We start from the raw sequence: 245 nt of genomic DNA on the forward strand, positions 1-245 counted from the left end.
GCCTATCATGCTTACTAAAACGACAATTATATCATTAATTGTTATTTTCTAAACAAAAAAGCCACTTAGATTAAGTGGCTTTTCTATATGCAATCAGAGAGTTAAGGTTTGAGAGCTCGCTCTCCTCGCGCAATGCCAACGACACCACTACGAGCAACTTCGATAACTTCGGTCACTTCGGATATCGCTTGAATGAAGGCATCTAGCTTTTCACTCGTACCCGCAAGTTGTACGGTGTATTGTGA

1 pseudogene is annotated in these 245 nt (G+C 40.8%); it reads right to left on the minus strand.

From position 1 onward, the window contains the following. Positions 1-101: 101 nt before the first annotated feature. Positions 102-245, minus strand: a pseudogene (gene ilvH, locus O4H47_RS18145) (acetolactate synthase small subunit); the annotation flags it as partial.

The organism is Maritalea porphyrae, assembly GCF_027213965.1.
Classification (GTDB): Bacteria; Pseudomonadota; Alphaproteobacteria; order Rhizobiales; family Devosiaceae; genus Maritalea; species Maritalea porphyrae_A.